Source organism: Moorena bouillonii PNG (assembly GCF_001942495.1).
GTDB classification, from domain to species: Bacteria; Cyanobacteriota; Cyanobacteriia; order Cyanobacteriales; family Coleofasciculaceae; genus Moorena; species Moorena bouillonii.
On record NZ_MKZS01000001.1, the window covers coordinates 2971131 to 2996284 of the forward strand.

At 42.8% G+C, this 25154-nt stretch carries 22 protein-coding genes and 2 pseudogenes; 13 read left to right on the plus strand and 11 right to left on the minus strand.

Going from position 1 to position 25154, the window contains the following annotated elements; all coding sequences use genetic code 11:
• Nucleotides 1-846 precede the first annotated feature (846 nt).
• On the plus strand, nucleotides 847-1062 hold the full coding sequence (locus tag BJP37_RS12175) for a hypothetical protein (RefSeq protein ID WP_075899081.1): 216 nt from the start codon (nucleotides 847-849) through the stop codon (nucleotides 1060-1062).
• Between the two features lie 435 nt (nucleotides 1063-1497).
• On the opposite strand, the gene BJP37_RS42430 is transcribed toward BJP37_RS12175, so the two are convergent.
• From BJP37_RS42430 to BJP37_RS12195, 5 genes are all read right to left on the minus strand, one after another.
• Entirely contained in the window at nucleotides 1498-1950 is a 453-nt protein-coding gene (locus BJP37_RS42430; protein WP_229415282.1) for a hypothetical protein, read from the minus strand.
• 69 nt (nucleotides 1951-2019) lie between these two features.
• Nucleotides 2020-2580 (minus strand): RNA ligase, encoded by a 561-nt coding sequence (locus BJP37_RS42435; protein WP_229415283.1) that lies wholly within the window; start codon nucleotides 2578-2580, stop codon nucleotides 2020-2022.
• A 378-nt stretch (nucleotides 2581-2958) separates the two neighbouring features.
• Nucleotides 2959-4395 (minus strand): coniferyl aldehyde dehydrogenase, encoded by a 1437-nt coding sequence (locus tag BJP37_RS12185; protein WP_075899083.1) that lies wholly within the window; start codon nucleotides 4393-4395, stop codon nucleotides 2959-2961.
• A 40-nt stretch (nucleotides 4396-4435) separates the two neighbouring features.
• Entirely contained in the window at nucleotides 4436-4999 is a 564-nt protein-coding gene (locus tag BJP37_RS12190) for a TetR/AcrR family transcriptional regulator (RefSeq protein WP_075899085.1), read from the minus strand.
• 18 nt (nucleotides 5000-5017) lie between these two features.
• Nucleotides 5018-6226: an iron-containing alcohol dehydrogenase gene (locus BJP37_RS12195; protein ID WP_075899087.1), complete on the minus strand. Its 1209-nt coding sequence runs from the start codon at nucleotides 6224-6226 to the stop codon at nucleotides 5018-5020.
• A 171-nt stretch (nucleotides 6227-6397) separates the two neighbouring features.
• Here BJP37_RS12195 and BJP37_RS43505 point away from each other — a divergent pair, with 171 nt between their 5' ends.
• Together BJP37_RS43505 and BJP37_RS12200 are read left to right on the plus strand one after the other, a co-directional pair.
• On the plus strand, nucleotides 6398-6532 hold the full coding sequence (locus tag BJP37_RS43505) for a hypothetical protein (RefSeq protein WP_269086992.1): 135 nt from the start codon (nucleotides 6398-6400) through the stop codon (nucleotides 6530-6532).
• Between the two features lie 179 nt (nucleotides 6533-6711).
• Nucleotides 6712-7299: a hypothetical protein gene (locus tag BJP37_RS12200; RefSeq protein ID WP_075899089.1), complete on the plus strand. Its 588-nt coding sequence runs from the start codon at nucleotides 6712-6714 to the stop codon at nucleotides 7297-7299.
• Here the strand turns inward: BJP37_RS12200 and BJP37_RS12205 are convergent.
• A pseudogene (locus BJP37_RS12205) lies at nucleotides 7283-7510 on the minus strand (hypothetical protein); the annotation flags it as partial. The gene BJP37_RS12200 and the pseudogene BJP37_RS12205 overlap by 17 nt on opposite strands.
• A 427-nt stretch (nucleotides 7511-7937) precedes the next feature.
• Here BJP37_RS12205 and BJP37_RS36335 point away from each other — a divergent pair.
• The 8 genes and pseudogenes from BJP37_RS36335 to BJP37_RS12240 all read left to right on the plus strand — a co-directional run.
• Nucleotides 7938-8144 carry a hypothetical protein gene (locus BJP37_RS36335; protein ID WP_143727585.1) on the plus strand — a complete coding sequence of 69 codons (207 nt, stop codon included), beginning with the start codon at nucleotides 7938-7940 and terminating at the stop codon, nucleotides 8142-8144.
• A gap of 1033 nt (nucleotides 8145-9177) precedes the next feature.
• Entirely contained in the window at nucleotides 9178-11673 is a 2496-nt protein-coding gene (locus BJP37_RS12215; protein WP_229415284.1) for a cellulose biosynthesis cyclic di-GMP-binding regulatory protein BcsB, read from the plus strand.
• Nucleotides 11673-14264: a UDP-forming cellulose synthase catalytic subunit gene (bcsA, locus tag BJP37_RS12220; RefSeq protein ID WP_075899093.1), complete on the plus strand. Its 2592-nt coding sequence runs from the start codon at nucleotides 11673-11675 to the stop codon at nucleotides 14262-14264. Before BJP37_RS12215 ends, bcsA begins: the two co-directional genes overlap by 1 nt.
• 27 nt (nucleotides 14265-14291) lie before the next feature.
• Nucleotides 14292-14549, plus strand: coding sequence for a Uma2 family endonuclease (locus BJP37_RS44975; RefSeq protein ID WP_438941504.1), 258 nt, complete (start codon nucleotides 14292-14294; stop codon nucleotides 14547-14549).
• Nucleotides 14531-14887: a Uma2 family endonuclease gene (locus tag BJP37_RS44980; protein WP_438941505.1), complete on the plus strand. Its 357-nt coding sequence runs from the start codon at nucleotides 14531-14533 to the stop codon at nucleotides 14885-14887. Before BJP37_RS44975 ends, BJP37_RS44980 begins: the two co-directional genes overlap by 19 nt.
• A gap of 288 nt (nucleotides 14888-15175) precedes the next feature.
• A complete protein-coding gene (locus BJP37_RS12230; RefSeq protein ID WP_075899095.1) occupies nucleotides 15176-18865 on the plus strand; it encodes a helix-turn-helix domain-containing protein in 3690 nt (1229 codons plus the stop codon).
• 178 nt (nucleotides 18866-19043) lie between these two features.
• Nucleotides 19044-19283, plus strand: coding sequence for a hypothetical protein (locus tag BJP37_RS12235; RefSeq protein WP_075899097.1), 240 nt, complete (start codon nucleotides 19044-19046; stop codon nucleotides 19281-19283).
• Nucleotides 19284-19289: 6 nt separating this feature from the next.
• Nucleotides 19290-19691: pseudogene (locus tag BJP37_RS12240) on the plus strand (PIN domain-containing protein); the annotation flags it as partial.
• Nucleotides 19692-20156: 465 nt separating this feature from the next.
• Here the strand turns inward: BJP37_RS12240 and BJP37_RS12245 are convergent.
• Together BJP37_RS12245 and BJP37_RS34370 are read right to left on the minus strand one after the other, a co-directional pair.
• On the minus strand, nucleotides 20157-20528 hold the full coding sequence (locus tag BJP37_RS12245) for a hypothetical protein (RefSeq protein ID WP_070392387.1): 372 nt from the start codon (nucleotides 20526-20528) through the stop codon (nucleotides 20157-20159).
• Between the two features lie 96 nt (nucleotides 20529-20624).
• On the minus strand, nucleotides 20625-20810 hold the full coding sequence (locus tag BJP37_RS34370; protein ID WP_229415285.1) for a hypothetical protein: 186 nt from the start codon (nucleotides 20808-20810) through the stop codon (nucleotides 20625-20627).
• A 198-nt stretch (nucleotides 20811-21008) separates the two neighbouring features.
• Here BJP37_RS34370 and BJP37_RS34375 point away from each other — a divergent pair, with 198 nt between their 5' ends.
• Nucleotides 21009-21173 (plus strand): plasmid partition protein ParG, encoded by a 165-nt coding sequence (locus BJP37_RS34375; RefSeq protein ID WP_198954017.1) that lies wholly within the window; start codon nucleotides 21009-21011, stop codon nucleotides 21171-21173.
• 1182 nt (nucleotides 21174-22355) lie between these two features.
• Here BJP37_RS34375 and BJP37_RS12260 read toward each other — a convergent pair.
• Nucleotides 22356-22715, minus strand: coding sequence for a type I restriction endonuclease (locus BJP37_RS12260; RefSeq protein ID WP_229415286.1), 360 nt, complete (start codon nucleotides 22713-22715; stop codon nucleotides 22356-22358).
• 420 nt (nucleotides 22716-23135) lie between these two features.
• Nucleotides 23136-23258 carry a hypothetical protein gene (locus tag BJP37_RS43510; protein WP_269086993.1) on the minus strand — a complete coding sequence of 41 codons (123 nt, stop codon included), beginning with the start codon at nucleotides 23256-23258 and terminating at the stop codon, nucleotides 23136-23138.
• A 186-nt stretch (nucleotides 23259-23444) separates the two neighbouring features.
• Here BJP37_RS43510 and BJP37_RS12265 point away from each other — a divergent pair, with 186 nt between their 5' ends.
• On the plus strand, nucleotides 23445-24248 hold the full coding sequence (locus BJP37_RS12265; protein WP_075899114.1) for a TPM domain-containing protein: 804 nt from the start codon (nucleotides 23445-23447) through the stop codon (nucleotides 24246-24248).
• Between the two features lie 157 nt (nucleotides 24249-24405).
• Here the strand turns inward: BJP37_RS12265 and rph are convergent, their stop codons facing one another.
• Nucleotides 24406-25119, minus strand: coding sequence for a ribonuclease PH (gene rph, locus BJP37_RS12270; protein WP_075899116.1), 714 nt, complete (start codon nucleotides 25117-25119; stop codon nucleotides 24406-24408).
• Nucleotides 25120-25154 lie beyond the last annotated feature (35 nt).

Below are 25154 nucleotides of genomic sequence, written 5' to 3' on the forward strand. Positions count from 1 at the left end.
GCTCATCCTGAAGCTGCTTTTGCCCAGTGGGTTGCTATGGCCTGCAAATTAATATTGGTCGGGCAATTACGACTATTTCATGATTCCCCTCGAGAAGAGAGTGTGGGGAGATGGGGACCCACCCCTAACCCCTCCCAGGAGGGGAATGGGGAGATGGGGAGATGAGGAGATTTTTATTGCATTCGCGTAGCGTGGCCTTAGGCCAATCCTGTTCATCTCACCATGGGATCGCCTCAAGGTCAAAATGCGAACGCGCCCCGCGTGACCTTAGGTCAATCGCATTCATCCCATCCTATGATGCCCTCAACTTTTTCCTGTTCCCTATTCTCTTGTTTAGATCTCAACTAAAAATGCTATAGCTATTTCAGCTTCCTGTCTTTTGTTGCCATAAAAGACAGGAAGCTAATTTTTTGATTACCAATAATAACTCGAATTAAGTAAGCCTTCAGCTGAAGGCTGATAGCTGATAGTTTACATTATAAACCAAATATAGCAATTCTCTATGCCATGAGGTACAAAGGGATCCCCCGTTGGTCCCTATTATCAAGGGGGACTTTGACCTCATAAATCCTAGAAAGGGATCCCCCGTTGGTCCCCCTTATCAAGGGGGACTTTGACCTCATAAATCCTAGAAACGCTACAACCCAAAAGCTGATGATAACAACACCAGAAAATTATCAGCTTTGTTTTAATACTATTACCTCTTACTTTTTGCCATAATCTCCACACTTTCCACATTCTACTATTGGCCATATTTCGTAATAAAAAAAAAATCCCAAACCCCTTGACATTTTAATTAATTTATTAAGATATTAATAATGTAACCACTTAAGAGGAAAGATTCTCATGACTGAAAACATTCCCCCCACCCCAGACAACCAAGGTCGCAAACCTAAGAAATTCAAGCTCTTGTTGATCGGTACTCCTAAACAGGTTCGCGATACAATTAATGCCCTGTATTCCCTTAAGTATGCATATCCCTACGAGTGGAGCACTCCCGAGCCCACCGAAAAGCCTGGTGAGGTGATGACCACTTTGGTGCGATATTTTTACCTAGACTAGGATAGGAATTTGCCAGGGCTTTTAGGCCCTGGCCACCATCAAGATTGAAAGTTGTTTTCTGAAGCGGGATGAAGTAGTATGGAATAGGATAAGTCAGAGGTTAGAATGTGGTTGCTTTCGAGCAATTGCTGACTAACTCTGGAGGAATGTTTTTAGTCATTAGAATTGATTTCATTGAGTTGACCTATTGTGTACTCGTTTTTGTGTACACAATAGAATTCGGTCAAGACTTGGGGTTAACCAGAACTTGACCGAGTTTTTTTTTGCTATATATTTAAGCATTCAGTTATCAGCTGTCAGCTGTCAGCTATCAGCTATAAGCATACGGCGGTTTGCATAACTATCAGGTACACAGGATTGTTTTCCCTCTTCCCTCTTCCCTGCTCCCTGCTCCCTGTTCCCTGTTCCCTGTTCCCTGTTCCCTTTGCTATATGCTTACCCCAAATGCATGTAATCTAAATCTAATAATGTTTCTAATTTCCCTATGGGAAGATGGCACAGGAATTCTCGGACACTGGATACTTTCTGGGCGCGCAAAGCAAATAATGTCCCACAGTAGGGAAGATGTTTAACTGCTAAAGCAAAATCTTTCTGTAGAGGGATGTCTTTGTATTGTTCGTAGCTTGTTTCTATTTCTCTAACCAAAGCGTCATAGTTAGCTTTAATTTGATTAAATAATTCCAACCATTTGGGATAGTAAGTTAAAAACTCTTCTCCTTCATTGGTTAAAATAATCTCCAATATACTACGAGTATAAAATCCGCTTTTGGCAGAAGATATTTCTATATATTTCGCCGATTTTACTTTAAGTCGATTAAAGCGATGGTCGCAAACAATATAGCCCTCTGATATCATCGGATCTAAAGCTTCTGTAGCTTTGATAATCAAGGGTAACGTTGTTAAAGGATACGTCTTAACAATTTCCCATCCATATTTTCCTTCCCATTTACTGGGTAATTATTCCTGCAATGTCTGAATATTTCTCGCCCCATGCAGGATGAGTTGTTCTCTATTATGTCGCACTACAATGCGATTATAAGGAGTCATTAACTCAAACATAAAACAGTATGCTGTTTCCTGGGGCAATTGATAACCTGCGGAGTGCCAAACTTTCCAAAAAAGTTCGGCAAATGTCAGGTCAAATCCTTTAACTTCAGCAATTCCATCCGGGGTCCCAGTTGATTGAACTCTCCATTCCCCTTGGTAAAAATAGAGAACCATCAGGGAACCATCTAATTTTTCATAAACACGAGTGTTTTTCCAGTCAAGAGTTGCGGCTTGACTTTCTCCGTAGTTAAAAAATTTATCATAGGGATAAGATATGATCTCCCAATTATTAGCTTCATCTAAAATAATTCCGCGACATTGCTGTACTATTTTCTCGTTTAAGGGAGATTCTGTTTGGGAATATTTTAAGCAGACGAGATCAGGAAACTGCTGATGGCGATTTACTTTAATCTTAAATTGATTACATAAACTCTCTAATCCCTGTGTTCTTAGATAATCCTGTAACTCCATCTCTATATTTCCTAATCTCTATTGTTGCTAAGTTGACCAGAATGATGAACCCTATATGGCATGTAACCTTATGTAACTTAATTGTAACACAATTAAGCTTTCTGGCAAAAACCTCACGGGGTGACAAGCTAATTTAAAATCTTACAGGGGTGTTTGTTAATGGGGTTAGGTGAAGCGCGAACATCGTCATGGCGTAGTAGTTGATTAAAACTATCTATGCAGTTGGATTGGTGAAAATTGCTTCAACTGCTCGGAATTACAACAACACGAGTCGCGCTCATTAAACCCAAAACCTAAAACCTAAAACCTAACACCTGCCTAGGTTTGAGCTTTGTTGTCACCCCTTGAGGTATTTGTTACAGCCCCTGCCAACATTTTCTATCTCAAAAACGCTGTACGAAGTGCCTTGAACACAAGATCCCGGTTTTTGAGGATGATTCTGTTTTTCGGCAACCCTGCTGGGGCATGTAAAACGGTTTTGGCTTTTGAGAAGGTCAAGAACCCTTCATGGCCGTGATAATGCCCCATGCCGGAATGCCCGATCCCACCAAAGGGGGCATCATCGGCCATCACTTGCATGGCGGTATCATTGATGGATACGCCGCCGCTATGGGTGTTTTTCAGGAGGTGCTCGATCAGCGCGTTGTTCGTTGACATGATATATAAGGCCAACGGACGTGGGCGCGCATTGATATAGCCAATGACCTCATCAACATTTTTATAGCTCATCACAGGCAGGATAGAGCCAAAGATTTCCTCCTGCATGACGCTCATATCCTCGCTGACATTGGTCACGACATGGGGATAGATCAGCCGCCCATCGCTTTCCTCATGGTCTTTTACAGGATGGATGTTTGCACCTTTAGCTTTTGCATCGTCTAAAAATCGTTGCAGGCGATCATACTGTCTGTCGGTGATAATATGGGTATGCGTGTTTTTATTGTTACTGCTGATGTGGTATTCGGTGTAACGCTTGATAAACGTCTCAACAAATTCCTGCTCTCTGGCTTCGGGAACAAATACATAATCCGGTGATACGCAGATTTGACCTGAGTTAGTCGATTTACCGATGATCAGCGCATCTACAGCAGCATTCATATTGGCATCTTCGCCAATAATCGTGGGGGATTTACCGCCCATCTCCAAAGTGATGGGAGTAAGGTTATCGGCTGCTGCTTTTGCGACCAGCTTGCCGACAGTGGTTGATCCGGTAAAAATCAGATGATCAAATGGCAAGGCGGAAAATGCTGCGCCCATATCGGCTTCACCTTCGATGATGACGATATGATCAGAGATAGTTTCCACGACCTTGCGAAGCATTTGATTGGCGTTCGGTGTAAACTCGCTCATTTTAATCATTACGCGATTCCCTGCGGCCAGAGCTTGTATGGCTGGGCCAAGGGCAAGGAAGAACGGGAAGTTCCACGGTGTAATCACACCAACCACGCCTAATGGCTGATAATGTACAGTAACGCTGGAAGGGGTAAGCAATAAACCCGCATGGCGTTTGGATGGTTTCATCCATTTTTTGAGGTTCTTTAAAGCGTAATTGATTGCTGCAACGCTTGGCAATACATCGGCAATCAATGAATCAAACTCGCTGCGATAGCCGTAATCCTTTTTCAAAGCGTCATAGATTGCTTGCTCATTCTCGATCAGAGACTTCTTTAGTTTTAATAGCACCTCCTTGCGGTCTTTGTAGCTTGGGGCTGGCGCGTTGTTATACGCTGCCTTCATTGCCTCAAAGTCAGCTTGAAGCTGTGCCTGCGGGTTGGTGTTTTCTGTTTCTACTTTAATGTTTACTACTTTAGTCATGGTCTTTCTCCTTTAGGTGTGTTTAAAATTGGGTAATTCTCTAACTTTTATGGCTAACAACGCTTTCGATGATCACTGTCATATCTTCAAGAAACTGCTCTCTTGATGTTTCTTCCAGCAACAGACCTTTTCCGGCAGAGATAAGAGCAAAGGCCGTTCCTGTTGCTTTTTCACTTGATGCATAGTTATGGCGTTCAAGAAAATCGGCTAGCCGGGCTCTGAACCGCAATGGCCAGTCCTCTTCGGAAGAATGCGTTGCCTGCAAAGCATCGTTCAATATTTCAGTTCCGTGTGAGTTTCTGACAATTTCTACTGCTTCGCCGATCAGGATATCAAAGACATTGATGAGCGTACGTAATGGTGGAAGATCTTCATTGTTCAATGCTGCAAAAATTCGGGCATACATACCAGATAGATAGGTATGGATCGTCCATTCATAACATTTTTCCTTTGAGCCAAATTTTTTATAAATTGACTGTCTGGAAACCCCTGCAGCACGGGCAATATCTTCCATAGATGTTTTGCGAAACCCATATTGAGCGAATGTTGCAAGAATATCTTTGGCATTTTCTTTTTCATTTTCCTTTTTTACTGTATTTAACATCTCTTCAATCCCCTATTTTTAAGCAAATGATATGTCCCGATGACCGGCAGAAACTGAATGCAAAATCGCTTCTACATCTCTGCGTCGCATCACTTTTGGAACGGCATAAGAACGCCATGCCTCGGCCAGCGCATCTTTAGCAATCTTTTGGAAATCCTTTTCCTCAAGCTCTGTCAGGTTGGCTGGAATGCCGACTTGTTCCGCCAATTGATCAACACGCGCACTAAAATGTTCGGCAAGTGTATCTGTATCTGCTGACGCTTCACCGCCCAGCATCACTTCCAGTTTAGCAAAACGCTCTGCGCAGGCCGACTTATTAAAACGTAAAACTCTTGGGAGTATGATGGCATTCGCCAAACCATGTGGTGTATTATAATGGGCGCTTACCTGATGCGAAATCGCATGGACGTAGCCCAAACTTGATTTGGTAAAAGCATAGCCTGCCAGGAAAGATGCTTGCGCCACCATCTCACGGGCCTTCAAATCGCCACCGTCAGCGTAAGCAGCCGGTAGAAAATCAAAGAGCAGTTTGATGGCCATCGCCGCATCACGATCCGTATCGGCAAAATTATTGCGTGATGTGTAGGCTTCAATCGCATGGGTAAGCACATCCATACCAACCGCTGCGGTCATATGTGCCGGCAAGGATTTTAGAAGCTCTGGATCGAGTGCCGCAGCAATCGGGACATATTTAGGATCAACGAAAAATTGTTTCTTATGGGTTTTCGGATCTGAAATCACGGCAGTATTTGTAACCTCTGATCCGCTTCCTGATGTTGTGGGAACGACATAAAACGGTAACGGAGGCTCTTTAACCTTTAAAATACCTGCCAGTTTATCCAGGCTTCGATTGTTTGTGCTGGCTGCTGAGACAACTTTTGCAACATCGATAATTGATCCGCCGCCTATGGCAAAAACACTATCACACTCATTGTCTTTACTGACTTTAAGGGCAGCTTCTACTTGTTCAAAAGTGGGGTTGGGTTTAACGCCATCAAATATAGTCACTTCACAATCATGTACTTTAAGGTGTTCCAGGAACCCATCAAGCATACCTTTTTCCAATAAAAAGTTGTCTGTGATCAGAAGTGGCTTTTTCTGACCTGCGGCAATCATCAGATCCGCCAGTTTTTGCGTAGACCGAGATCCGGAAAAAACCAGAGGTTTTTGTATCGGGTAAAAAGTTGAAAGTGCCCGAAGCGCATATGTGATCGGTGTTGGTAGCATTTTTTTTCTCCTAAATGTAAAGCGTTGCGTTACAACTAACTGTCATAGTTGTAACCCTTACATTTACAACTATGACAGTTAAATTCACTAATGTCAAGTTTAAATTTACATTTTTAAATAAAAATGTAAATTTGCAAGAATTGAGGGGTATTGGAGGGGTGAGTGCTTGGTATGGTGCTTGATCGCCGAAAGCAGCATCACCCCAGCGATACCGATGAGTATCGCCACATAGTCCCCGATACCCAGTGTTTCGCCAAACAACAAGCTACCGAGAATGGCAGTTTAGATGGTTTCTGTTTTACATAGGCTGTGCCTACGGCAAAATTGCGATAACCAAACAGAATTACCACCAGTCTTGATTAAGGGAGTGAGACATCAGTCCTATGGCTTATGCCCCTAAGTCATAGTCTAAAGTTGCAATTATTGTGGGTCGAGAATTTATGATTGTGGTCTCAGAATGTCGATGATTGCGGGTCGAGCGACTTATGATTGCAGGTCGCTACATATACCAACTAGCATTGTCAGTTATCACCAAATCATACTTCCCCTACGATTGGGCAACCACTCAACACAATCTGGGTAATGCCTACTGTCAAAGAATTGCCCACGACAGGGATATTCAGAGCCTGATTGATCAAGGCACCGCTATGATTGAGTGGTATGTTACCAGGGATAAAATTCTTACCTTTGTTGTCACCAGTCACAGTCAGCAGCCCATAGTTGTGCCATCCTCTCCTGAAAAGCTGAAAACCTTGGAAGAGTGGGATAAAGACTATACCAATGCCTACCGCAACCAAAAAAATCAATGGATAACCGATCTATCCTCTCGTCTGGCGGAACTCGCTACAATACTAGATATTGATAACATTATTTCCAAGATTGATGGAATATTTGAGAAAGTTGGGGGTAAATGCGATCGCTTAATTCTAGTGCCCCATCGTTTCCTGCATTTGTTTCCCCTCCACGCTTTACCGTTATCAAAGGGAAATTTACTTATCGACCGCTTTGAAAGAGGGGTAAGTTATGCTCCTAGTAGCCAGTTACCAAATTTTGATATTGTGGCTGACAGATGAAATCACGACATTTCCGAAGTATCTCAGTAAACCAACGCAAGTCAGCATTATCTTCTACCCCTTCAATCCCATTCCGAGTGGCTAGGGATTCAGCAGCATCAGCTAAATCACCATCCCACTCTTCGATTACGTCAAGAGCTTCTAGCGCTTCTGGATTATTGGCCAGTTCGGAACGTAAGCTTGAAATCTGTTCTGATGTAAGTGTAGTCATCAAGTTAGTAGAGTAAACTTGCTGAATTTGACAACAACTTTCAGTTTACAACAATTGTTATCGAAAATAGCGCTTTATATGCCGTTGCTTAATAATGGAATGATTTTAAGCGCACCTGTGGAATGGGGATATTGGTGGAACTGGCATCTTGCCAGTTTCAATCTATTTTCCTGCGGGCAGGATGCCCACTCTATAATGGAATGATTTTAAGCGCACCTGTGGAATGGGGATCTTGGTGGAACTGGCATCTTGCCAGTTTCATGCTTATTTTCCTGGGGGCAGGATGCCCACTCTATAATGGAATGATTTTAAGCGCACCTGTGGAATGGGGATCTTGGTGGAACTGGCATCTTGCCAGTTTCATGCTTATTTTCCTGGGGGCAGGATGCCCACTCTATAATGGAATGATTTTAAGGGAACCTGTGGAATGGAGAGCTTGGTGGAACTGGCATCTTGCCAGTTTCATGCTTATTTTCGTGCGGCCAGGATGCCCACTCTACTCCTATTCATTCAGAGACTGACGCAACGGCCTTTATATTATATTTATAGCAATCGGTGTCGAAATTTTGATAATTTTTCTTCCCTACTCCCTACTCCCTACTCCCTATTCCCTTTACTATATAAGGTACCTTAAATTTTGTTAAACCTACTCGACACTGCCTGCTTTCTTGAAACTCTCTCAGGGCATCCGTGAAATAAATTGTACCAACAGGGGGGCGCTAAACAACAAAGCGATATCAATAACGGTGATAGTGGCGAAGCGAATCTTTTGACTACTCATAATTACTTATTTCCTCATTTATCAAGGTAGCTTAAATTGTTTTAACCCTACTCGACACTGCCTGCTTCCTTCAAACACCTTCAGGGCATCCGAGAAATAAATTGTACTAACAGGGGGGCGCTAAACAACAGAGCGATATCAATAACGGTGATAGTAGCGAAGCGAATTTGTTGAGTAGTCATAATTACTTATTTCCTCCAGCTGTTATCTAAAACTTCTTTAAAGTTGATGTGAATATACTACAGTCCACAATAATTCCAGTTCACGGACTTAGCTCACCCACCTTAGTGATTTTCCAGACCGATTGGTGTGATCTGGATCACAATAGCTACGGGAATCGGGAATCGGGAGTCGGGAATCGGGAGTCGGGAGTCGGGAGTCGGGAGTTGGGAATATGGCATTAAAAATTCTCCCATTTGTATTTGAGTTGTAAACAGAATCCCTGATATAAGAGGCAAGAGGCAAGAGGCAAGAGGCAAGAGCTAATCAACTATATAGAGATTATCGGCAATGGAAACAACTGTAATCTTTGTTTACAATTCATTTGGAAACCCGATCCCAATCCAGTGATTTTCTTTGATGCATATAAAATAAAATTTGTCAAGCCACTTTACTGAACTTTTAGTCTAGGCAAAATGTCCTAGAAGCCTGTGGTAAATTTAACTCAAAGACTGGAGAAGCTTGTCAATCGAAAAGGTTGGTATAGGGAGGATTCCGTTCCCTAGATTCTCATCAGTCAAGGGTGTATCTGAGGGTGTATCTGATTTTTATTTAACCGCTGGTAATGCAACTAGCTCGCTCCGGATTAGGTAGCGCTAGCCCTGTATCAAGAGGTAAACATCCAAAGCGGCAAATTAATTTGTAATCAGAGTTAAACATTCTGCTGATGACACCCTTTTTTCGCAAGGCTTTTGCCCATCTACCCAAAAAAACTCCTAGGTCACACCAATCAGATGGTCACTCTAGCGCTAATCAAGCCTCTACTTCGAGGAGGTTTGATACTAAAGCAGATCATCCTCGGCCTTCGTTCCCTAGATATTCTTTAGTCCTACTATTATTCCTCAGCTGTAGTATTTCCATTGGGTTAACTACAAGGTTAGTGTATGCCCAAACTGATGGCAGTAGCACCGATACTAACAAAACCCTAAGGGAGAGTACCATCGAGGAACTCAAGGAAAAATCTCAACCCACCTTTGCTCTACCTTCCCCACCAACTAAAGCTCCTGAGATCGATGCTCCTGCTGCTGGTCAGTACATCCTAGAATTCAATCGTAGCCCAGTAGTAGGCTCTCGTCTTAGTTTAAGAGGCATCTATGACGAAGCACGGCTAGGGTTTACCCGTCCCCGAGATTGGCAACTCAAATCTGTTAAAGCCTCAATTCGCTTTCGCCATTCTCCAGCGCTCTATGCTACTCGCTCTAATCTTACGGTTCTAATTAATGGTGTTAGCGTTGGCAGTATTCCTCTCAACCGCCAGGAGGGGGAAATTGGGAATGTGCTCTTTAATATTCCGATCGACCAACTCCGTAACTACAACCAAATCACTATTGCGGCGCTACAGAATAACTCTCCTACCTGTACTCAAGACCCCTATGATCCTTCCCTATGGACAGAAATTCTGCCGGATTCAAAAATAGTCTTTGATTTTGAACCCCAACCGGTTTCTCTAGACTTCAATCGCTATCCTTACCCGATCTTTGATGACCTTAGTCTAGAACCAAATCAAATTACTTATTTGTTGCCTAAGAAGATTGATGATAATTGGTTAACTAGCACTGCTCGTTTCCAAGCTTCCTTAGGTAGGCTAGCGGATTATCGTCGCCTGAAGACCTCCTTAGTGAAATCGGTTAAAGAGGCCAGTGGAACGGGGATTAATCGCTTTTCTGGTAATCGATTGGTAATCATAGGCACACCAGAACAACAGCCAGAACTCAAATCCCTGAAATTGCCCCTTCCTGTAGGAAACAATAAGATTCTCGATGCTAAGGACAAAGCCTTACCACCGGATGTCGGGGTCTTAATGTTAACCACCACTCCTGGCAATGAAGCCGCAGTATTGGTAGCAACGGGTAATGGGCCAGAAGGAGTGGCGAAAGCAGTACAGTTTTTAGTGCAATCCCAAGACCGTCAAATTGCTACCAGTCAAGTGATCTTAGTCGAAAAGCTGGAGGAAGTGCCAACCCCTGCACCCCGTGATTGGCCAGACTATTTACCTCTAGAACCCACATTCAAGCTCAGCGACCTCAAAACTCCCTACAATCAACCGATTGAGGATATCACAGTCAGAGGTTCCGATTCTCCACCCATTACGATTGACTTCCGGGCATTGCCCGATGATCAGTTTGAGGGGAATAACTATATGAACCTAATTTATAGCTATAGCCCTCAAATTAATCCCAAAACCTCAGTAGTGGAAGTCAAGCTAGATGGCATTGCCCTGATCGGCAAAAAGCTAAAGTCCATCGATGGTGGCACTAGAGAGTCCCTGAGGGTTGCCCTGCCTACTGACAAAATCAACCCCTATTCTAAAATCGAGGTGGATTTTCGTCTTGATGCTCGGGAACGCCGCTCCTGTAGCAAAGTAACTGACCAACAGCTTTGGGGTACGTTGCACAGTGATACAAATTTTGAACTCCAGCGCACCAGTGTTGCCAAAGTACCAGATTTGGGGTTGCTGAAAACTGGTTTCCCCTTTGCTGCTCCTCAGGATTTATCCAATACCGTTATTGTGCTACCAAAAGACCCCTCAACCAGTGTACTGATGACATTACTAAAGTTCACTAACAGACTGGGACGGTTAAGCAAAGCAGAATCAATCCAGCTATCAGTTTACACCAAAGACTCTTTACCGACTGAGGAACGCAGTGACCATCATCTGGTCGGAATTGGTACTCAAAATAAATTTCCGTTTCCCGAAATTTTCTCCTCTGGTGACTTGAAATTAAAAGATTTCTTGACACGGCAGCGCAGTGATAGTCAGATTCAAACCTGGTCTGATCATGATGGGGTGATCAAAGAAATTATCTCGCCATGGAATAAAGAACGGGTGCTGCTTGCTCTAATTGCTCAAACTGACAAAGGTTTAGATAAAGTCCAAGATTTCTTAAGCCAAGACCCACTATTCTCTCAAATCAAGGGAGACACGGTACTAATTAGTGCTAACTCGGAAAATCCCGATAGTTATGACCAAAATTCTTATAATATGGATTTTTTCCAGCAAGAGCGAAAGCGTCAAATGGAAAAACCTGAGTTGACTCAGCAAATTTTTAACTTCATAATAAGAAGTTGGTTGATGTTAGCTCCAGCTATTATAGCTGCTACCCTGATTAGTTACGGGGTTATTCAGTTTTATCTACAGAAAATGGCTAGGGATAGAAATTAATGACTATTCCATTTTTAAAGATTAGGTCAAAACCGGGTCAAAGAGGCTTGGTGACGACACCCCAACAGCGAGAGAAACTAACAGTCTGGGTAGTGGAAGACTTACCCTATATATTTGGCGAGATTTTACAGTGGCTAAGTCGCCGTCAATTGCTGTTGCTAATTGTATCTTTACTATTACTATTCATTCCTCTAATTACTGCTCGCCCACCAATTTGGCAACAAGGGTTGCTTGGTTTAATTTTGTTACTGGTGGGACGGGTGATTATTCAGATGGAGGAAGATAAACCCAATCGTAAAACCAGTGAATATCTCCACTTATTGTTGGTTTTACTTAGCGTTTTCACTACCCTACGCTATTTTTATTACCGCACTCGATATACCCTTAATTTTGAAGGGTGGCTGAATATCGTTTTTTGCTTCCTGTTGTATGGAGCAGAATTGTATGCGATCGCTACCTTATTTTTGGCTTACTTTCAAACTATAAAAATTAAAGAACGTAAAGCAGTAAGTTTAGAAACTATTCCCCAAGAGGAGTGGTTTAGCGTTGATATTTACATTCCTACCTATAACGAAGATATCGAAATTGTCCGCAAAACAACCTTAGCGGCTGTAGCCATTGACTATCCGGCTGATCAAAAATCAGTTTATGTCCTTGATGATGGCAGAAAGTATCCAGAGCGTAGGGAAAAGTTGCGCCAAATGTGTGAGGATATAGGCTGCGAACTCCTAACTCGGGATAACAATGACCATGCTAAAGCTGGCAATATCAATACGGCTTTTCACAATACCAAAGGAGATTTAGTCCTTATTCTGGATTGTGACCACATTCCCGCTAAAAGCTTATTGAAGGAAACTGTTGGCTTCTTTTTTAACCCTAAGGTTTCCTTTGTCCAGACACCCCACTGGTTCTACAACCCAGACCCCTTTGAGCGTAATCTGCTCACAGAAGGCAGAATACCTGTGGGTAATGAACTGTTTTATAAGGTGCTGCAAAAGGGCAATGATTTCTGGAATGCAGCTTTCTTTTGTGGGTCTGCGGCGGTGATTCGGAAAACCCACGTCATGGAAATCGGAGGGATTGCTACCGAAACAGTTACCGAAGACTGCCATACTGCCTTCCGTCTGCACTCAAAGGGTTACGAGTCGGTCTACTACGACAAGATTATGGTGGCAGGTTTAGCGCCAGAGAAATTTTCGGCCTATATCGGTCAACAGGTACGTTGGGCAAGGGGAATGGCTCAGATTCTGCGCCTGGAAAATCCCTTATTCAACCGGAAGGTGAATTTGAGCCTGGCGCAACGGTTGTGCTACATGAGTGCCACATCCCACTTTTTCTTCGGCTTCCCCCGATTGATGTATGCGATCGCACCCACTCTATTCTTATTATTTGGCATCAATTCGGTTAAGGGTCTCGGTTTTGAAACCTTGTGCTATGCTCTGCCTCACGTTATCTTATCGATGCAGACCAACCACATTCCCTACAAGCACGTCCGTTTTTCCTTCTGGAACGAGATTTTTGAATTTGCCCTGTCATTCCAGGCGGGAATTGTTACCCTCTTAGCTCTGATTAATCCTAAGTTAGGGTCTTTCAATGTTACCGATAAAGGGATGAATGTTACCAAGCGCAGCTTTGATTTTGATTCGGTAAAGTACCTGGTGTTAGTGGCTGCACTGGCTACTGCTGCCTTGTTTACTGTACCCCTGTGGCTATGGTTAAGACCAGAGGATAGCCAAGCGGTGATTGTTAATGTGTTTTGGTCTATCTTTAACTTAATCCTGCTGATTGCTGCTTGTCTAGTTGCTTTCGAGCAACCCCAACTCCGTCGATCCCACCGGATGCCAAGGAAGTTAACGGCTGTGATTCATACTCCACACCACCGTTGGATCGGTAAAACCGTTAATATTAGTGAAAGTGGCGTCCAAATTCTGCTGAATACCCTACCCAACATCCCTGATGAAATTAGAGTGGAAATCGAAGGAGACTACGGACACAAGTGCTTGGTCCGAGGGCGGGTGGTTCGAGAAGTTGCCATGGGGGAGCAGGTGAGGCTATTTGTTGATTTTATTGAGCTCACCCGTACTCAGCACGATGATCTGGTTTTAGTTATTTATTCTGATGTCAATGAGTGGTATTCCCAGAGACGATCTCAGACAGACCATCCTCTGGAATCCCTTAAGTTTATTGCTACGAGTATCAGACGAGTCTTCCGTGAATTCCGACCAGCTAAACAGACGAAGGTACGTCAACAGGTTCAAACGCCGGTGGAATTATACTGGGATTACTGGAAAAACTATTCCGTTAGCGCGACAATCACGGAAATTGGAACTCATGATTTACGGTTGGAATTAGATGGCAGCCAGATTAGCAATCTCGATATCATGCAGCAGACTAAACCCATGATCAGTTTACTGGTAACTCAGGAATCTAATCACTTACAAGATTTGAGCTTTTTGGCTAAGGTCGAAACTATAGAGGAGTTAGTTGATACCGGATCTGTTGATTCGATTGCGATCGAGTTAAGTTTCCCAGAATCAATGAAACAACAGCAACGGCTCAAAATTCCACAGCTTCTCGATCGTTTAGATTGATGGTAAACAGAACAAGGAATAGGGAAAATGAACCCTTTAACTCTTGACCTGCGACCAGTCCTCAGGTTAACCCACCGAGAATTTGAGAAAATTGCAGTAGCTAACCGGGATTTGCGGTTGGAACTGACTGCTGATGGAGAACTGATTGTTATGCCCCCAACAGGAGGAAATACCGGTAGGCGTAATGCTGATATAACCTACCAACTGCAAGCTTGGAATCGTCAGACCCAACTTGAGGTGCGACCCGTGGCGAATTTAATAATTAGATGCGGAAAGCGCACCTAGGGGAAGTTTTCGACTCCTCTACTGTCTTTCAACTCCCCAATGGAGCAGGACGTTCCCCTGATGCAGCTTGGGTTAGCTCAGACCGATGGAACAGCCTTAGTCTTGAGGAACAAGAAAGCTTTCCACCTCTATGTCCTGACTTTGTGATTGAATTGCGCTCCAAAACTGATTCTCTGACATCTCTAGAGAACAAGATGCTGGAGTATATGGATAATGGCAAACAGCTTGAGATATACCGTTCTGGTCAAGCAAAAGAAATTCTACAATCTCCCCAGATTCTTTCTGGTGAGCAGGTATTACCTGATTTCCGATTGGATTTGAAGTTGATTTGGATTTGACATCTCCCCTCTTTGAAAAAAGGGGATTCTAAACCGAATAACTACACTGGATATAGCCCATAATAATTCATGCGATCGCTTATAGCGTTTATCATATTTATGAGGTACACATTGTTTTTTCCCTCTTCCCTTAATTACCCTCCTGGGAGGGTTTAGGGGTGGCTTCCTCTTCCCTCTTCCCTCTTCCCTGCTCCGAAGTCCCTGCTCCCTAAAACCCAGATATTTGTACCTCATGGGTATAAAACTTGCTATATATTATATCATAATAAACTATAATCAAAACCGTATATGAACCTTGAAGACGCTCTGGAATTCGCCAATGCCTTAGTGTTTGCCAAATCGGGGAATCATCTCACTGATTTACAGCAAGCCTTAATTGAGGCATCTTGGTCTTGGAAGCGTCAGAGTTATGATACTATTGCAGATACCTATGGCTATGCCCCGACTTACCTCAAACATGATGTCGGTCCCAAGCTGTGGAAACTTCTCTCAGAGGCTTTGGGGGAAAGAGTCAGTAAAAAGAACTTTCGCTCAGCGCTTGAACGACGGTGGCGCAGTGAACAGGAAACTATCTCCTCGAACCAACCGGTAACTCGACAGGAAACAGATGGGATTGGCCTAAGGCCACGCTACCCGAACGCAAAGCCACGTCACGATTGGTCAGAAGCCGTTGATGTTCGTTTCTTTTATGGACGACAATCAGAACTAGCCCAGTTGCAGCAATGGATTCTGAGCGAACACTGTCGGCTAGTTGCCTTGTTAGGTATGGGCGGCATGGGCAAAAGCTCCCTCTCGATCAAGCTTGCCCAACAACTCCAACACCAGTTTGATTTTGTTATTTGGCGCTCCCTACGTAATGCTCCTGACCTATCAGAGATTTTGACTCAGTTGCTGAGATTTCTATCCAATCAGCAAGACATTGATTTACCAGATACTACAGACGAAAAAATTTCCCGACTGCTGAATGATATACGCTCCCACCGCTGTTTGCTAGTTCTCGACAATATGGAAACAATTTTACAAGGGGGAGCTCAAAGCAATGCTGCTGGAAATTATCTAGCTGGATATGAAGAATACGGTAAACTGTTGAGACGCTGGGGGGAAACCTCCCATCAAAGCTGCTTAGTACTAACCTCTCGGGAGAAGCCTCAAGAAATTGGACTGCTTGAAGCAGAAGTGCTACCTGTTCGCTCCCTACAATTAAGTGGTTTAAAAACTGCTGAAGGACAAGAAATATTTAATATTATTGGTTCGTTTGAAGGTGAAGAAAAGGAATGGACTAGGTTAATTAATGGTTATTCTGGTAATCCCTTAGCTCTAAAAATTGTAGCGACAACAATTCATAAATTATTCGCCGGTAATATTGCAGATTTTTTAAATCAAGATGCGATAATATTTGGGAATATTAAAAATCTTTTAGAGCAGCATTTTGCCCGATTAAGCGCTCCAGAACGAACAGTAATTTTTTGGCTCGCCATCAATCGAGAAGAAGCATCATTTGCTGACTTACGAGATGATATATTTCCCCCCGTATCACCCCAACAACTTATCGACACCCTGGAATCCTTGGAACAGCGATCGCTTGTGGAAAGAAAAGCGTCTTTGTTTTCCTTACAACCGGTGGTGATGGAATACGTAACTGAACGCTTGGTTGAGCAAATCTGTGAAGAAGTTATTGCTGGTGTAACCGCCATTAATAAAACTAATAACAACTGGGAAAATTCCATATTTAGGACTCATGCTCTCCTCAAAGCTCAGACCAAAGATTATCTTAGAAATACTCAAATTCGTCTCATTATTAAACCCATTGTAGAGCGTCTACAGATTGCTTTAACGGGTAAGGATAACCTAAAAACCCATCTAAATCAGATTCTCGACACGCTTCGAGGCAAACCTGCCTTAGCCATTGGCTACGCTGGTGGAAATATTATTAATCTTCTTTGTCAACAGCAAATCTGTTTAAAAGGCTATGATTTTTCAAGAGTTACAATTTGGCAAGCTTATCTACAAGGGGTGGATTTACAAGATGTCAATTTCGCTCACTCCGATTTATCCAAGTCAGTGTTTACTAAAACCTTAGGAGTAGTATTTGGGGTAGCATTTAGTCCTGATGGTAAGCTTTTAGCTACTGGAGATGTGGAAGGTCAGTTGCGTTTATGGCAAGTCGAGAATGGTAAGCCAATTTTAATTTGCAAAGGTCATACTGGTTGGGTTTGGTCTGTTGTCTTTAGTCCTGATGGTAATACCCTAGCCAGTTGCAGTAGTGACAAAACTATTAAACTATGGAATGTCAGCACAGGTCAGTGTATTAAAACTTTAGAAGGCCATACCAGTTCTATTTGGTCAGTAGCATTCAGTAGGGATGGTAAAACCCTAGCCAGTGGTAGTGATGAATCAACAGTAAGGCTTTGGGATGTAAACACTGGTGAATGCCGTCAGGTATGTCAGGGACATACCGGTCAAGTCCTGTCGGTGGCCTTTAGTGCAGATAGTAAAACCTTAGCCAGTGCTAGTGATGACCAGACAGTGAGACTTTGGGATTTTAGTACTGGTGAATGTCGCCAGATCTGTCATGGTCATACTAATCGGATTTGGTCAGTTAATTTTAGTCCCGATGGTGGGATGTTAGCCAGTGCAAGTGCTGACTTTACCATTAGATTGTGGGACCCATGCACAGGTGAATGTCTCAACACCTTAACTAACCATAGCGACAGAATACGGTCAGTAATGTTTAGTGCAGATGGGCAAACCCTAGTCAGTGGCAGTGATGACCAGACGGTGAGGCTGTGGAATGTCAGCAGTGGTGAATGCCTGAACTACCTACAAGGACACACCAATTCTATATTTTCAGTGGCATTTAATCGGGATGGTCGCACCGTAGCTAGTGGCAGCAGTGACCAAACCGTACGTCTATGGAATAGCAACACAGGTAGATGTCTTAAAATTTTACAAGGATATACTAATTCTGTATTTTCAGCAGTATTCAGTCCCAATGGTCAACAATTAGCCAGTGCCAGTACTGACAACATGGTCAGGTTGTGGGATGTCAGTAATGATCACTGTTTAAAGAGACTGGAGGGACACACCGGTTGGGTGACTTCTGTGGCATTTCATCCCAATGGTGAAATTCTCGCTAGCAGCAGCGCTGACCAAACCATACACTTGTGGTCAGTAACTACAGGTCAATGCCTGAAAGTATTGTGTGGTCACTCCTATTGGGTGCAATCCGTTAGCTTTAGTCCTCTTGGTGAGACTCTTGCCAGTAGTGGTGATGACAAAACCATCCGCTTATGGGAGGTCAATACTGGTGAATGTTTTAAGATATTACGAGGTCACACCAGTTGGATTTGGTCTGTTACCTTCAGTCGAGACGGTCAAACCCTAGCCAGTGGTAGTGAAGACGAAACCATACGCTTATGGGATGTCAGGAGTAGTGAATGTCTCAAGGTTTTACAGGGTCACACTAGTCGGGTACAATCGGTAGCATTTAGTCCTGATGGCCAAACTCTAGTTAGCAGCAGTGGAGACCAAACTGTCCGGGTTTGGGATGTTAGGACTGGGGAATGTGTCAGGATTTTACGAGGCCATAGTAAAGGTGTCTGGTCTGTCGCCTTTAGTCCTGATGGTGAATTGATTGCCAGTGGTAGCTTAGATCAAACCGTAAGGCTTTGGCACGCAAGTACGGGTAACTATCTGAGAACCTTACACGGTCACAGGAATTCAGTACGGTCATCGATTGGGTTTAGTCCTGTAAAACATCAAGATCACCAGGGTAGGTCTGATCAAGAACAGGTGAGCAGTTATTGGCTTACTTGTGGCAGTAATGATGGGACTATTAAAGTTTGGGATACTCACACAGGTCAGTGTATTAAAACCTTGATTCCTGATCGACCTTACCAAGGTATGAACATCACAGGGGTTACCGGTTTGACCCTAGCACAGAAGTCAGCACTGGAAGCGTTGGGCGCGCTGAGTTGATGTCAAGAAGATGGGTAAGCTAAAATGCATTTTAAATGGGTTTTAGCAAGGCAAAAGGCAAAAGGCAAAAGGCAAAAAGCAAAAGGTAACTGAAATAATATATTTTTTGATTTTATTTCAATAATATAAACTTAAACTGTACAACAGTTTATTTGATTAGTTTTTTGGATTAAGAAACATGAGTAACAAAGAAATGTTCAAAACTATTGCCTCTGAAGTACAGTTGTTTCAGGATATGGGGCAAAAAGAAAATTTTATCTTTGTCATAGGAGCTTTAGTTTCTAGACTAATTAGTTTACAGAAAGCAGCAGAAATAATGCAAATAGAACCTGAAGTTTTTATAAAAATTTTGGATTTAATGGGAATTGAGTTTTCTTACCTATCTTCTGAAGATATAACCATTGAACAAAACTGGTGATTCCAGATGAAAATTGTTTTTAATTCTTCTCCTTTGATATTTCTAGCACGATTAGATTTGTTGACGCAGTTCATTGAGTCTGAGGATAAATTTTATTTACCGCAAGTTGTCAAAGAAGAAATTAATGCGAAGAATGATGAAGCAAGTGCTTATATTGATAATTTGATTGCCAATAATCAATTAATGGTTAAAGGGGTAAAATTAGTTTCTTTAGCAAATCGTCTTAATGACCGTTTAGGACAGGGAGAGTCAGAAGCTATTGCTTTAGGGATAGAATTACAAACAGATTATATTATTTTGGATGATTTTGCCGCTAGAAAACAGGCAATACGATTAGGTTTAAATGTTAAGGGTACTTTGGCAGTAATTAGAAAGTTACAACTAGAGGATAAAATAATAATAGATAATTGAGAGGAGCTATATAAACGGCTTATAAGCATTAATTTCAGGGTTAAACGTGAGGTTTTTGCGCTATATTATGGTCATAGTGGGCAAGAATTTTTTCAAAATCATGGGAATTGCAAGCCTCAATCCATATATTGGGCGATTTCATCTGCTTGTTATTTACTCAGCATCCTTTTGGTCTTCACTAAGTTATTCGTGAGCAAAAGATGGTCAAAATGATTAATGAATCAATGTTATCCCTATAGTTTTATGTGTCTTGTTCAATAGACATGCCAACTAAGCAGATAGTTCTACAGTCGCTCCTATACTCAATTTTTACCTTTAGTTTACTATGGATAAAGTTATGCGTTCGCGTAGCGTGGCCTACGGCCAATCGCCTTTGGCGGCTCCTAGGTCGCATCGCTTAAAAGTGTTTCCTAATTAGTCAAAGCAATTGCTTCAATGGAAATCAAACAACTCTCACAGGGATTATGGGACATTACCCTGCTGCCAAAGCCTATCCCATTGTTTTCTCCAAATTGGCCATATAAAATGGTAATAATTTTGGCTATACTGCTTTGAGTACTGGTGGCAGTCTGTTTCAATAGAAAACCACAATTGCTTCAGTGCTGGCAAAGTAGTACATTGTTGAATCTGGCAAGCGACAGCATTTTGCCATTGTGATAATTTCCGATAACTGATAAATTGTCCACCTCGATCACGGCGATGGACAAAGATTACATAGTTCCAAAATTCTACCCGCACGATCAGGCGATAGGAAATTTTCAGTAATCTAGCTATCATGTAAACCGTAATCCGGAATTTCTTAGCAGGGTTGAGTCGCCGAAATAAATTGGTCATTGTTACAGGTAGGGATTGTAGAGTTATTCTTTTGTGAATTGAAAATAACAATTCACAATTAACAATTCACAATTAACAATTCACAACCGACCCATATTAATGAGTGAGTTGATCAAGAGGAAAATCCCTATAGTTTTTGCTACCGGGCAAATCAAAGACAAGTTCAAATTGGGTATCAGGGACTCGCTGACGCCATAACTGAGGGTGTGCCTCTGCATCAGAGCGAGTGCAGTAGCGACCGATGATTACCCATTGGGTTGGGGAAGGCGGGTCACTGCCCAAGGCTGGAGGTTTTGTAGATAAGCCATAATGGAGCTATCTCCTTTGAACAATGGAGTATTAGCCAGCGCATGAACTACGAGTGCTCGGCGCGCTGGCTTTCCCTATCCTACCTCATTCCTGGGAAAATAAATTTATAAATTTTGTAAAAAAAATCATTGATGCCAGAATGGAGTAAAGTTGTTTACTGGTAGTAGGACAGTGGCTGAAGAATCAATACGGGTTTATCTATCCAAAGATAAAAAAAAGAACTTTAAAGCAGCTTGTGTTATGCAAGACAGGGACATGAGCGATGTTGTCAATGAATTAATTGACAAGTGGCTTGATCAAAATGGTGTATATATACATGGAGAAAAGGAGACGTGAATAAATCCTGAAACCTTAGCAGGAAAAGGTTTACAGGCTTATGCGATCGCGTAGCGTCGGCGAAAGCCGAATCGCATTTCAGTGTCTGTTGTTGTATCTCATTTTAATGCCTTACTATAATCCTTTTAAGTTTGGCATTAAAACCATGCTAAACCAGCATACTATGACAGAGAAAAACAAAAGGCGCAAACACAGTAGTGATTCACCGTTGGAGGCTCTAAGAATTAAACGCACCAATTTGTCTCAAGACGAATTAGCTTCCTCCGCTCTTATGCCCCACAACGAACATGCGCAGCATGAGTGTTTAAAGTTACCGTAAGGATAGTGGAGCCTTAATCAATGGAGGCGCGCGTTCCTATGGCGAATTAAATTCGCCTAGGGTCGCACCTCAAGTTTTAACCCTTTTACCCATAGCCTGCCAACCATAAAGGCTCCACTAACAATCAGGTTTCGTCTCCAGAGATGAATCGCGGACAGGAACTGTGATCAACAGCCTGAAAAACGTTATACTAAAAATAGTAGGGAAAACAAATTAAGAGCTAACCGCCACCTGCTAAGTAAAAAAAAGAACTTTTTTTTTAATTGTTCCGGTGGGTCGGGGCATCCCGGAGAGGAAACCTTAGAATAGGGTTTGAAGTTACCGTAAGGAGAGGGTCGCCTTAATCAAACAGTTTTAACCCTTTTACGCACAGCCAATCAACCATAAAGGCGACCCTCTGATAAGGTTTCGTCTCTGGCCTTAATCATAAAGTTTTAACCCTTTACCCATAACCGACTAACCATAAAGGCTGCCCTATTCTTGCGGTAACTTCTGACCGTATCGTTAATAAAGCTTACCGAGTAACCTAAGCGATGGCTGGTGTTGGTAAGAAGCCCACACTCAACCTGACAAGGTGAGTGTGGGAGTATGTCACCCATCTACTGTGGTATTCCTCGTGCGAACCAGCGCTAGGTCTCTGGTAGGACTGAGGCTAGACCAACCCTCCGGCAACTGAAATTGCTGTGCCAACGACTAGGGATTGAGCACATTAATCAGCTGCCAGGCGAATTTGGAGCACCTAGTACCGCTGGGGGCAATTAAAAATTCAAAATTCTTCAATGGTTACTATAGCGTTTTCACATTTGATTTGAAAGCGCTATACTTCCTTGTTGATCTCAAAGCTGAAAGCTATAAGCTTTCAGTCATTGACGTACTAACTGACCTAAGTGTTTTAATATTCTCGCAACAGTATATAAATCATTGCCACGATTCAGCACAGAGAACTGATTAGAAAAAGCATATTGCAGTTTATTTTGTCGAATCAGTTTGATAAAAATAAATTCACCACCATTACTCACAAATCCGAAAGCAGGCTTTTCTAGCTCAGGATTAGCCAACATATAAGCTAGAGCTTGTGGTATCCCTACCTTTAAAGAGTATTCTGCTCGTTTCGCTTCAATCACCACTATCCAAAACTGAGGTTGACAAATCAAAATATCAATTCGTCCTCTGACAATCGTTTCCTGATCTTCCGATGAAATTTGTACGTCTTTGTCAGCCAAGCAATAACAATCGGTCCGAAACCTGATTCAACCGTCCCTAGCAACGTAGCCAGCTCCTGATCTTCCCCTACACCCGTCACCCCACACCCCACACCCAGTAAGGCTTTTAAGGCTGTTTGTCACCCCGTCAGAGGCTCTAGTCCAAATTTGTCCTTCAATTGATGCAGAGAAATATCTTGGGCTACGATTGTTTCTATCATTATCCTTTGGGAATTGTTAATTAAGTTAATTAGGAATTTAAATTTTATTCTTAATTGCTAATGCTTTTACCTTATTATAAACATTCGAGTAGCGTGGCCTATGGTCAATCCTAAAAATAATATCGCTCTCAATTTTAAGTAATTACTGCATTACCTGGCTATTTTATCCTCTACAATACTGTTTAATTTAACCCCTAATTCTGATTCTAATTCTACAGGTTTATTGTTGATCACCACCTGATGGAATCCAGGCGCTAACTGGGGATAGTTCTGGCAACTCAACATGTAACCAACCTACACTCTCTTCTCCTCCCACACCTCCCACACCTCCCACACCTCCCACACTCCCTGTTTGACCCTGATGTTAGAAACTTACCCCTGTCAATGATCCCTTTACTGTACAAGATCGAACATTTTGCGATCGCAACCAAGATTAGAATAAAGTAAACAAGTGTAAAGAAATGCTTAGTTTTACTTGATTATTTATCTAAAAGATAAGCATACTGTCCATTGCCGATTGAAAATAACTATGCAGTATCTGTTTCCAAAACGAATTTTAGTATCCTTCGCAGCACTGTTCCTAGCTTGTTCTATGTGGGCGATTGCTCCTGAGGCCAAGGCTTACGACAATCCTGAGTTACTGCCCGAGGTTCAAACACCAGTCATTGATTTAGCGAACTTTATTCCAGAGCTTCAAGAGCAGAGACTAGTCGAAGATTTAGAAAGCTTTGAGGAGGAAACTGGCTGGAAACTCCGAGTTTTGACCCAATATGACCGCACCCCTGGTCGGGCAGTCAAAGAGTTTTGGGGACTTAACGACAAAAGTATGTTACTGATTGCTGACGCCCGAGGAGGGAATATCCTAGGGTTTAACGTGGGTGATGCCCTGTATGAATTCCTTCCTCGTACATTTTGGGTAGAGTTGCAAACCCGATTTGGTAATCTCTACTTTGTACGGGACAATGGCGAAAACCAATCTATTATCGAAGCCCTAAATACGGTCAAGCAATGCCTGCGCCAAGGGGGATGTCGGGTGGTACCTGGACTACCACGGGAACAGTGGATTTTGACCCTAATTACTTCTACTGTCGGAGGAGTGATTTGTGGATTTGCTGCTATTCCCCGCAAACAGGATCAGGTTTTCGCTTGGCAATGGGCTTTAATTTTGTCCCCACTTTGGGGTATTCTGTTTATTGCCTTCGGTATTGGACCTGTAGTGACACGCACCTCTGATTTCTTACCACTATTGCGCAATATTCTTGGTTTCGTTCTCGGTGCGGTTGTGGCTTACTTGTCACCAGTTATTAGTGAATCATCAGCCTCAGAAACTTAAAACCTATTGCAGGAGCCCTATTCTAGGGCAGCAATATAGGGGCGCAAGGCTTGCGCCCTCACGATGATTGACCAATAGCTTGACCGTAGGTCACGCTACGGGAAGGAAATCCAATCTCAAAAGTGAAGCGCGACAATTATTACTCAGCACTCAGCACTTATTTCTGGTAACGCTGTGCCTGTAACAACTCCTTAATACCTTTTTCTCCTAGATCCATCAACTGATTGAGTTGATGGCGAGTATAAGCCCCTGACTCGGCTGTTCCCTGAACCTCAATAATACCCATTTGATCGTTCATCACTACATTAAAATCCACCTCAGCCGCCACATCTTCGAGATAGTTGAGGTCTAAAAACGGCTCACCTTCCAATAAACCAACCGAGACAGCAGCAACTTGGTGAATTAAAGGCGATCGCTCTAGTACTCCCGTTTTAAGCAGTTTATCCACAGCATCCGCAAGAGCAACATATCCCCCAGTAATGGAAGTAGTACGGGTACCTGCATCCGCCTGTAGAACATCCGCATCTACCGTAATGGTCCTCTCGCCCAAGGCTTTGAGATCAACAGCAGCCCGTAAACTACGTCCGATTAGCCGCTGAATTTCCTGAGTTCTACCCGAAAGCTTGAGAAGTTCCCGTCTTTGGCGTTCCGGTGTTGCTCCTGGTAACATCCTATACTCAGCGGTTAGCCAGCCGCTGCCAGTATCCTTGAGAAATCGGGGGACTTCCTCCTGAACCGTCACGGTACAAAGTACTTTGGTCTCACCACAGTGAGCTAGGACGGAACCAAGAGCATAGCGGGTAAATTCTCGCTCAAACAAAATCGGACGTAGTTGATCCGGTTTTCGGTGATCAGGACGCTGCCAAGACATAAGTTATGTAGCAAAGGGAACAGGGAACAGGGAGC

Coding starts and splice junctions, on each gene's coding strand:
- BJP37_RS36335 (WP_143727585.1), top strand. CDS start 7,938: ATGGAGAGCTTGGTGGAACTGGCATCTTGCCAGTTTCATGCTTATTTT.
- BJP37_RS44975 (WP_438941504.1), top strand. CDS start 14,292: ATGAACCCTTTAACTCTTGACCTGCGACCAGTCCTCAGGTTAACCCAC.
- BJP37_RS42435 (WP_229415283.1), bottom strand. CDS start 2,580: ATGGAGTTACAGGATTATCTAAGAACACAGGGATTAGAGAGTTTATGT.
- BJP37_RS12245 (WP_070392387.1), bottom strand. CDS start 20,528: ATGACCAATTTATTTCGGCGACTCAACCCTGCTAAGAAATTCCGGATT.
- BJP37_RS12200 (WP_075899089.1), top strand. CDS start 6,712: ATGATTGCAGGTCGCTACATATACCAACTAGCATTGTCAGTTATCACC.
- BJP37_RS12235 (WP_075899097.1), top strand. CDS start 19,044: ATGAGTAACAAAGAAATGTTCAAAACTATTGCCTCTGAAGTACAGTTG.
- BJP37_RS12265 (WP_075899114.1), top strand. CDS start 23,445: ATGCAGTATCTGTTTCCAAAACGAATTTTAGTATCCTTCGCAGCACTG.
- BJP37_RS12175 (WP_075899081.1), top strand. CDS start 847: ATGACTGAAAACATTCCCCCCACCCCAGACAACCAAGGTCGCAAACCT.
- BJP37_RS12190 (WP_075899085.1), bottom strand. CDS start 4,999: ATGTTAAATACAGTAAAAAAGGAAAATGAAAAAGAAAATGCCAAAGAT.
- BJP37_RS12230 (WP_075899095.1), top strand. CDS start 15,176: ATGAACCTTGAAGACGCTCTGGAATTCGCCAATGCCTTAGTGTTTGCC.
- rph (WP_075899116.1), bottom strand. CDS start 25,119: ATGTCTTGGCAGCGTCCTGATCACCGAAAACCGGATCAACTACGTCCG.
- BJP37_RS12195 (WP_075899087.1), bottom strand. CDS start 6,226: ATGCTACCAACACCGATCACATATGCGCTTCGGGCACTTTCAACTTTT.
- BJP37_RS43505 (WP_269086992.1), top strand. CDS start 6,398: ATGGTGCTTGATCGCCGAAAGCAGCATCACCCCAGCGATACCGATGAG.
- bcsA (WP_075899093.1), top strand. CDS start 11,673: ATGACTATTCCATTTTTAAAGATTAGGTCAAAACCGGGTCAAAGAGGC.
- BJP37_RS12215 (WP_229415284.1), top strand. CDS start 9,178: ATGACACCCTTTTTTCGCAAGGCTTTTGCCCATCTACCCAAAAAAACT.
- BJP37_RS12185 (WP_075899083.1), bottom strand. CDS start 4,395: ATGACTAAAGTAGTAAACATTAAAGTAGAAACAGAAAACACCAACCCG.
- BJP37_RS44980 (WP_438941505.1), top strand. CDS start 14,531: ATGCGGAAAGCGCACCTAGGGGAAGTTTTCGACTCCTCTACTGTCTTT.